Source organism: Qingrenia yutianensis (assembly GCF_014385105.1).
GTDB classification, from domain to species: Bacteria; Bacillota; Clostridia; order UMGS1810; family UMGS1810; genus Qingrenia; species Qingrenia yutianensis.
This window is the reverse complement of record NZ_JACRTE010000033.1, coordinates 1-7,372: the sequence shown is the minus strand read 5'-3', so window position 1 is coordinate 7,372 and position 7,372 is coordinate 1. Positions and strand designations below refer to the sequence as shown.

Sequence of the window (7,372 nt, the reverse complement as noted above, 5' to 3'; positions counted from 1 at the left end):
TGTGCTTTTATGCTATATATGAGCTGAAGGATGAAATCCCGAAATATGGATTTCATCCTTCGAAAAACACTTAAATTATATTATCATTTTGGAGTTTACACAAAATCGGGGAAATACCCCTATTCATGACTATTTTTAGAGACTATCCATACCATCTAACCCTCGCAGCCACTCTTCCAATTCCTTTTCCTTGGCCTTTGCTGCTTTCCCAGCAACTGTGTTTTTCTCTACTGGGTTGTTTTCCGTGTAATGCTCGTAGATCAGATCAAGCAGGTTCTCCACCGGCGGATAATACTCCGGCTCTGTTTTCTTCAAATACTCCTCCAGCATTTTCTTCAATTTTTCTATAATGCTACCATCCTTCCCAACTGAGATTCACATTCTCAGTTATGGCACATATTACCGCACACTTCTGTACATAGCAACCTATTTTTTGCGGTCTTTTGGACGGCCCATCTTCTCCTTTACCTTGTCCGGCACATCAATCAGACCGAACCGATAGAACATCCCGTAGATGTAGGTCACACCTCGAATATCGCCCAGAGCTTTAGGACGATCAACCACATCCTCTTTAACATTCTTCAGTGCCAGCAGTACTGAACTCCATGCCAGGCTTTTACTGTTCTCCCGGCAGTCGATCCACAGCTCTTTCGTGTACTCGCCGTTCCTGCCTTTTTTAATTTCGTAAGAGAATGGCAAGCCGGAGTAAGTTTTGAATTTCACACCCGCATAGGCCAGAACCACTCCCCAAAAGTTTTCTTCTGTCGGATCGGCCCTCCACCGCTTCATTGCTCTGTATCTCCGCTGCCGCTCTGCCCCAACACTGATCTTCTCTTTTTCTGCTGTACTTGGGAAGTACACACCTTTTTTATAAGGCAGGTACTAGGTAACGGAGGCTTTGGAAAGTTTCAGGGTGTTTGCAGTTGGAGAGTATGGAGGTTTTGTAGTCTTTTGTTTCTCGGTATTCTTCAAAAGTATTTTTTACTTTCTCCGCCACTTCAGATTCATACACACCGGCCGTGATGAGCAGCTTTCTTACTTTTATTGGATTTAATCCCAGTTCATCGCCGATGGTCTGCAAGGACATCTCAGAATCATAAAGCGCCACAGCACCTTCCATCTGCTCTTTCAGATTCTTCCCGGCATCGTACTCCGGCTTCAGCTTCTTCCGGCCGCCGCCTGGTTTTCTTGTTTTCTTCATTTTACTCATGCAGCTCCAGCGGCAGTCCATCCGGGTCGTGGAAGAAAGTCATCTTCTTGCCGGTGTAATTATCCACGCGGATTGGCTCGCATTCAATCCCGACCTCTGCCAGCTCATTCACCGTCTGTTCCACGCTATCAACGCAGAACGCAAGATGACGCAGCCCACAGGCTTCCGGACGGTTCACACGCTTCGGCGGGTTTTCTTCTGCAAAAATCTCCAGCTCTGTGTGCTCATTGACACGAAGATCTAGCTTCCAGTCCTTACGCTCTGGACGGTAGTTCTCTCTGATAACAGAGAATCCCAGCTTGTTCACATAGAAATCCTTTGCAGCTTCGTAGTCAGATACGATGATTGCGATGTGGTGTATTTTTGATAAATTCATTTTCTCACGCTCCATTTCTTTTGTTTTGTTCCTCTTCTATTTTCGTCACAAACTATACGGCGACCTTCAAAAATTACCGTGTGAACTTCTGGAGTTCAGTTTGTCCACACGGCATTTATTTTTTTCTCGGTTTTCTTGGTTATTTCAGCTTAGCGAGGATCTCATCGGCACTCATGCCACCGGCAAGCAATTTCTTCAGGACGGATTCCGCCTCTGATTTCTTTGCTTACTCTGCGGACTTAGCATCTTCCTTTGCCTTCTTCGCTTCCAGGGATGCCACTTCTTTTTCGGCCTTCTTCAGAGCAGTCTTCTTCTCTTTCAGATCAGCTTTCAAAGTGTCAATGTTTGCGGTGATGGATGCGATCTCAGCAGTCAGAGAAGTGATATATTCCCGCTTCTCTGCGATCTGGGATGCGTAGTCGGCATAGGTAGTTTTGGGACGGTTTTTGCTGCCTTTCGTTCTGGGCATCGTGATAACCTCTTTCCTTTAATTTCGTAATGAACCTCTTACCAGCTCACGATTTTCTCAATACTCAAATGAGCTTTCCATAAATATCAATACAACGTTGCTCTCTATACCGACGTTGTTCTGGATATTGGTGAATCATATTTCCAACAACATCTAGCAGATTACGACCGTTATATTCCGCATTTATTTCCTGTAAAACAGACGGACTGATTGGATAATTAATTTCATCCTTCTGAATTGAAACGCATTCACCATCAACCTGAAAAGCTGTAATCGCTTTCCTAAGATCATCAATTGTCGGAAACATTTTCTTATCTACCACGCCGTAATCGTACGCATACAGCAGGTCATCCTCCGAAAAGATTACTGCTCTTTGTATTGTATGTAGTATATCTAATGCTTTTCCAATACCTTCATACGGGAAAATCTTCTTTTCCTTATCCATCATCTCATAGACTCTATTAGATAACTCTTCTGTCTGTAAAAATCTTATTTTTTCAAATCTGTTATCACTCTGTAAAGGAGTCGCATTCATCATTGGCATAATGTACCCACTTTGATGATGACATCTCATAAGTGGTTGGTACCCAATTTGAAAAGCCATTCCATCTAGTTCCCCTGAATAAAAGCTGTATGGCTCTTCACGATGATCATTCAAATGACGCATGTGCCACTCGAAACTTCCACCGTTTAAATAATCTAGCACCCAGTTAGGTGAATGGAATATTACACCATATTTTGAATCTTCTGTTGCTTCGATATCTTTTTTTGTCAAAGGACGATAAGAATCTGTTTTATAGTCATACTTACACGTTGCAAAAAATAATGCAGTTCTAAAATCGTTTGTTAAATCCAACAGGCATGTGTCAAAACCATAATGTTGTGCCAACGCATCAACGTTAATATCACTCAATTTTGCTTCCCAATATGGCACGACATCTATTTTCCATATAAACTTTGCGAATTGTAATGACCGCATTAAAGCAATTCCCTTAATGAGTTCACATTCATATTTGCTTTTTCCTTCTTGTCTCCTCCGAAGTGATGGCACAGATTTCAAGTACTGTTGATTTTCCCCTCTAAAAAAATGTCGATTACTATTAAATGTGATAATATCTTTACCAAAAGGCATTGAAATAACAGTTCCTCCGGTATTTTTTATCATTAAATCCTCGACAATCCAATCCAGTCTTACATCATCTTTATCTTTTTCCAGTCGTTTTTTTACAGTTTCTCTTATGCCGGCAGACCAATAATCTTCTTCCTTTGCTAATTTCAATAGATCATCAATCTCTGCACTGTCGATATCATGAGTTATATTTTTTAACGGATCAGGAAATAGCCATCCATTCTCATCAAATGAAAGCATTTTGTATCCCCCTAACACTTCAAGCATTTAGTTGTATTGAACAATTTTAAAGTCGTCTCACACTTAGCCGTCATATCAGCGTTGCCTACTGCTCACCACGAAGAGGTGTGTGATATTATTACGAGCAGCGTAGGGAGCTACCGCTCCCAGTATATCACAATTTCGACCCTTTTTACAGACGTTTTCTTGCCTTCATCACCGCACAATACATCAATCCGCCGATCATTCCACCGACTGTGTTATAGAAGATGTCTGATAGCTGAAACGTTCCTAGCCGCAGTAATAACTGCAGCATCTCAATGCTCACCGAAAAGATAAATGCTATCTTCCCGCTATACCACAGTATCTTCTTCCAACTGTTTCCTATCTTCTTTCCGAACGTCCAACGCTCTCTTTGAACTTCTGATACCAGGTCACTATGGCGTTCTTCCATCCTTTGCCCGCATGTATTGGCTCATACGCATACAGGTAGAAAAACATGGCTAGGAAGGAAAGCAGGAGTGAAAAACCAAACGGCTCATACAGAGCAGTCAGGATGTTTGTGAGGATGTTTGTGAGGATCTTTCCGAGTAAATCAATCGTTTCTTTCATCGTCGTTTACAGATCACTGAACAAGTCAGCCTTATACACGCCGTTCTCCAGCATCTCCTTGAAACTGCCCTTTACTGCTGCGGCATCTTCATGGTAGGTCATACCATACCATGTATCATTGGTTTTCAGAACCTTCACTGACATCTTTCCCTGCTCCAGCAGTTCGCCGATGAAGATAGGGATCAGATACTCTGCTTTCAGCGGATTGCACGGAACTTCTTTCTCAAAGAACTCTTTGAAGCCTTCCTCCAGTACATCCAGGAATTCCGGAGTCAATCCCCACATGTTCATGGAAACCAGAGAATTTATATCCACAGCCACGCCGTCTGCTTCCGCTCCAGTTGTGGTCTTTACAATGTTCTTGGTTTCTACAACTTCAGTCAGGTTATTATTCTCATCCATCTTGCATATACCACGAGTCACGCCACCGTTATCGGACAGCGTGTTCTTCAGCACAAAGCCTGCCATGCAGGACTTTCCGCCATTCACCAAATACTCATGGACGGCCTTAAAGCCTTCTTTACCATAGTAATCGTCTGCATTGATGACGATGAATGGAGTGTCAATCACATTTTTAGCAGCAAGCACAGCCTGTCCGGTTCCCCACGGTTTTGTACGGCCTTCCGGCAGCGTTCCCGGGATATCATTGATATCCTGAAAAGCGTAGTCCACAGTTACACCATGAGAAGCGCAAATAGAGGCAATGCGGTCTCCTATGACTTCTTTGAACTCCTTCTCGATATCCTTGCGGATAATAAAGACCACATGATTGAAACCGGCTTCGATTGCATCGTGGATCGAGTAGTCCATAATGATATGTCCAGCATCATCCACCGGCTCCAACTGTTTAATTCCCGTTCTGAAGCGGCTACCGATGCCAGCAGCCATGATAAGTAATGTTGTTTTCATAACTCTCTCCTCTCTCTGTATTCATTCATTTATTTTAAAAAGGTAAGTCATAATGTCCAGATATCATAGACGATTACTGTTTGCTGAGCTATGTGTTTAATTCACTTCTATCAATCAAACGAACGATTTTCAAAAACATTCTGAACAAGGTCTACTCTCTTTCGTTAAACGCATGTGGGTAGTATTGACTTTTATACAACATTCTTTTTTGTGGAAACCAATCATTTTAACTTCAATTTCAACATTGTTTTCTAGTTCTTTTTAGCATCCTATCAATACACTGTTGCATTTTTGTGACAAAGAACTCATCGCGAAATAGCAATAAGACCACAAAATATATTATACCCCCAAGCATAATCAAACCAAAAGTATCTAAAATATTAGCATCAAATTTATTAGACAGAACACTTAATGCAAAAAACATTACGAGCGAAGCTGCTAAATATTTATAACCTACGTATATAACATTTTTCAATCGTACATACTCTTTAGTATAATGTAAGTAACCAATCAAAACAACGCCTTCGGCCGCAACCGAAGCAACCGTTGCACCAATCGCACCATATTTTGGAATAAGCATTGCATTCAAAAACACATTTGTTATAGCAGAAGTTACTTGCACGATATTTCCTTTGCTCTGCATACCAGTTGGAGTAATAATATTATACCCAATGCATGTTCTCAATCCCTGTATTATGAACATCGGGCAAAAAATCAACAGTAATGTGGTCACCTTTCCATACTCTATTCCTAAAAACCACGGAACAAGATTCGCTGCAATTCCTGCCATACCAAACGACATTGGAAAAACTAGCATCGAAATAAAATGCAATGAATTATTAAAATTCACTTCAAATTCCTTTTTCTTTTTCTGCACAAAAAGTGCTGTCATTCTAGAGCGCATTACTATATTATATGAGCTAATTACCATAGTTGCCATATTTACAATTTTATGTGCTTGCTCATAATAACCATTTTCTGCGTTATCTTGATAAAGAACACCTAACATGGCTTTATCAAGAACAGAATGAATCTGATATGAAATTGTTGGCACAAAATACATAAATGTAGGTTTAATGTGCTTCTTTAAATCACGAACTGCCACTTTGCTTACATACACATATTTTCTTAGATGCATCCACATTGTTATATTTCCAGTAAATTGTGAAATGCAAAGTAGCATAATGTAAACTGGCAAATCATTTTTAGTTTTTACAAGTAAAAAGATTAATGCCAAACTTAGCAACTTTACACAAATGTTTCTGAGTGCAACATACTTAAACTTTTCAATTCCCTGAAACAACCAACTGATATCAAAGATTGCCGCTAAAAAATAAGGTATTTGAATTAAAAAATAAATTCTATAGTCTTTATAACACAGTGCAAAAACAAGATAAAACAGCATGGATAATGAAACCGACAACATTTTTACCACTTGTATTTCCCAAAATCTATGAGAATACTCTTCCTTGTCGTCATTAACAGATGCTATTTCACGCTGTCCGTATGTTGCAATACCTAAGGATCCAACCATAACAAATGTGGATACAAATGAGTAAGTATAACTATAAATACCAATATTACCTGGGCCTAATACTTTTGAAATGTAAGGTGTTGTAACTAACGGCAAAATAAGATTAAGTATTTGATAAGTCAAATTGTAAATGTAGTTCTTTTTAATACCATCTTTATTCATCTAAACCCCTCTTAAATTTAGCTTTTTTATCTTTTTTATAAGCACAAACTTTAAGACATTGATAGCATCCAATACATTTATGCTCATCGATTAAAGGATACAAAAATCCTTCACCATCAAATTCCATATGTATAGCTTGCACTGGACAAATCGCATAGCAAGCAGAACATCCGCAGCAATCGCTTTTTTTAGTATATAAATTCGGAATTTTCTTTTTCCTCTGATTGTGGTTGTTAACTATACTCTTTTCATTCATATTTTTTCCTCGTTGTATATTTCAAAAATTTACGAATAATTTTTTTTTGCCAACTTAGTTCAACATAATTTGATACAATATATGAGAAGCCCTTATTTTTATACTGCTTCCAAAACTTTTCTCTGGTACACGGTTTTTCGTATGGACGAATTAACGGAGTTTGAATATAGTCACACACATTTATCTCAATTTTATCTATGTCATTATATGTTTTTTGCAAAAGACACTTTCCCTTATCTGAATTAATCAATACCAACGAAACACCTTTATTATCATTAAACTCGGGATTGACTTTGTCTATCCCCCACGCATCACCGATTGTAATGTCCCCAGGATGCTCTATTGATTTATATGGACATTCATAGCAGGCCGGTCTTAAAATATTGTGATCTCTAAATAAATGAGTGAAGATTACGTTATCATACTCTTTTCCATTAATCCAAACTGATTCTTTGTGAGCTTTCCACCCAAATCTTTTTTTATTAATAAATTCAAC

12 protein-coding genes are annotated in these 7,372 nt (G+C 39.3%); all 12 read right to left on the bottom strand.

All coding sequences use genetic code 11. From position 1 onward, the window contains the following. Positions 1 to 135: 135 nt before the first annotated feature. On the bottom strand, positions 136 to 315 hold the full coding sequence (locus tag H8706_RS11480; protein ID WP_262432739.1) for a hypothetical protein: 180 nt from the start codon (positions 313 to 315) through the stop codon (positions 136 to 138). 111 nt (positions 316 to 426) lie between these two features. Further along, entirely contained in the window at positions 427 to 789 is a 363-nt protein-coding gene (locus H8706_RS11475; protein ID WP_262432738.1) for a hypothetical protein, read from the bottom strand. 79 nt (positions 790 to 868) lie between these two features. Next, positions 869 to 1,201 (bottom strand): hypothetical protein, encoded by a 333-nt coding sequence (locus H8706_RS11470; protein WP_262432737.1) that lies wholly within the window; start codon positions 1,199 to 1,201, stop codon positions 869 to 871. A gap of 1 nt (position 1,202) precedes the next feature. Further along, a complete protein-coding gene (gloA2, locus tag H8706_RS11465; RefSeq protein WP_262432736.1) occupies positions 1,203 to 1,586 on the bottom strand; it encodes an SMU1112c/YaeR family gloxylase I-like metalloprotein in 384 nt (127 codons plus the stop codon). A gap of 226 nt (positions 1,587 to 1,812) precedes the next feature. After that, the gene (locus H8706_RS11460) at positions 1,813 to 2,055 is read right to left on the bottom strand and encodes a hypothetical protein (RefSeq protein WP_262432735.1); all 243 of its coding nucleotides are present in this window, start codon (positions 2,053 to 2,055) and stop codon (positions 1,813 to 1,815) included. A 64-nt stretch (positions 2,056 to 2,119) separates the two neighbouring features. After that, positions 2,120 to 3,424: an FRG domain-containing protein gene (locus H8706_RS11455; protein WP_262432734.1), complete on the bottom strand. Its 1,305-nt coding sequence runs from the start codon at positions 3,422 to 3,424 to the stop codon at positions 2,120 to 2,122. A gap of 172 nt (positions 3,425 to 3,596) precedes the next feature. Next, entirely contained in the window at positions 3,597 to 3,857 is a 261-nt protein-coding gene (locus tag H8706_RS12465; RefSeq protein ID WP_394354571.1) for a VanZ family protein, read from the bottom strand. Further along, entirely contained in the window at positions 3,788 to 4,015 is a 228-nt protein-coding gene (locus H8706_RS12385) for a hypothetical protein (RefSeq protein ID WP_316637210.1), read from the bottom strand. Before H8706_RS12385 ends, H8706_RS12465 begins: the two co-directional genes overlap by 70 nt. 6 nt (positions 4,016 to 4,021) lie before the next feature. Next, positions 4,022 to 4,924, bottom strand: a complete 903-nt coding sequence (locus H8706_RS11445) for a sugar phosphate nucleotidyltransferase (RefSeq protein ID WP_262432733.1) — start codon at positions 4,922 to 4,924, stop codon at positions 4,022 to 4,024. Between the two features lie 238 nt (positions 4,925 to 5,162). Further along, positions 5,163 to 6,620, bottom strand: a complete 1,458-nt coding sequence (locus H8706_RS11440; protein ID WP_262432732.1) for a flippase — start codon at positions 6,618 to 6,620, stop codon at positions 5,163 to 5,165. After that, entirely contained in the window at positions 6,613 to 6,876 is a 264-nt protein-coding gene (locus H8706_RS11435; RefSeq protein ID WP_262432731.1) for an NADH-quinone oxidoreductase subunit I, read from the bottom strand. Before H8706_RS11435 ends, H8706_RS11440 begins: the two co-directional genes overlap by 8 nt. Then, positions 6,869 to 7,372: Coenzyme F420 hydrogenase/dehydrogenase, beta subunit C-terminal domain (locus H8706_RS11430; RefSeq protein ID WP_262432730.1), on the bottom strand; the 504-nt coding region annotated here is incomplete at its 5' end. The genes H8706_RS11430 and H8706_RS11435, both read right to left, overlap by 8 nt.

What these genes read in the sequence shown, in the direction of transcription:
- H8706_RS11460 (WP_262432735.1), bottom strand. Translation starts at nt 2,055, where the DNA reads ATGCCCAGAACGAAAGGCAGCAAAAACCGTCCCAAAACTACCTATGCC.
- gloA2 (WP_262432736.1), bottom strand. Translation starts at nt 1,586, where the DNA reads ATGAATTTATCAAAAATACACCACATCGCAATCATCGTATCTGACTAC.
- H8706_RS11470 (WP_262432737.1), bottom strand. Translation starts at nt 1,201, where the DNA reads ATGAAGAAAACAAGAAAACCAGGCGGCGGCCGGAAGAAGCTGAAGCCG.
- H8706_RS12465 (WP_394354571.1), bottom strand. Translation starts at nt 3,857, where the DNA reads ATGGAAGAACGCCATAGTGACCTGGTATCAGAAGTTCAAAGAGAGCGT.
- H8706_RS11435 (WP_262432731.1), bottom strand. Translation starts at nt 6,876, where the DNA reads ATGAATGAAAAGAGTATAGTTAACAACCACAATCAGAGGAAAAAGAAA.
- H8706_RS11475 (WP_262432738.1), bottom strand. Translation starts at nt 789, where the DNA reads ATGAAGCGGTGGAGGGCCGATCCGACAGAAGAAAACTTTTGGGGAGTG.
- H8706_RS11445 (WP_262432733.1), bottom strand. Translation starts at nt 4,924, where the DNA reads ATGAAAACAACATTACTTATCATGGCTGCTGGCATCGGTAGCCGCTTC.
- H8706_RS11440 (WP_262432732.1), bottom strand. Translation starts at nt 6,620, where the DNA reads ATGAATAAAGATGGTATTAAAAAGAACTACATTTACAATTTGACTTAT.
- H8706_RS12385 (WP_316637210.1), bottom strand. Translation starts at nt 4,015, where the DNA reads ATGAAAGAAACGATTGATTTACTCGGAAAGATCCTCACAAACATCCTC.
- H8706_RS11455 (WP_262432734.1), bottom strand. Translation starts at nt 3,424, where the DNA reads ATGCTTTCATTTGATGAGAATGGATGGCTATTTCCTGATCCGTTAAAA.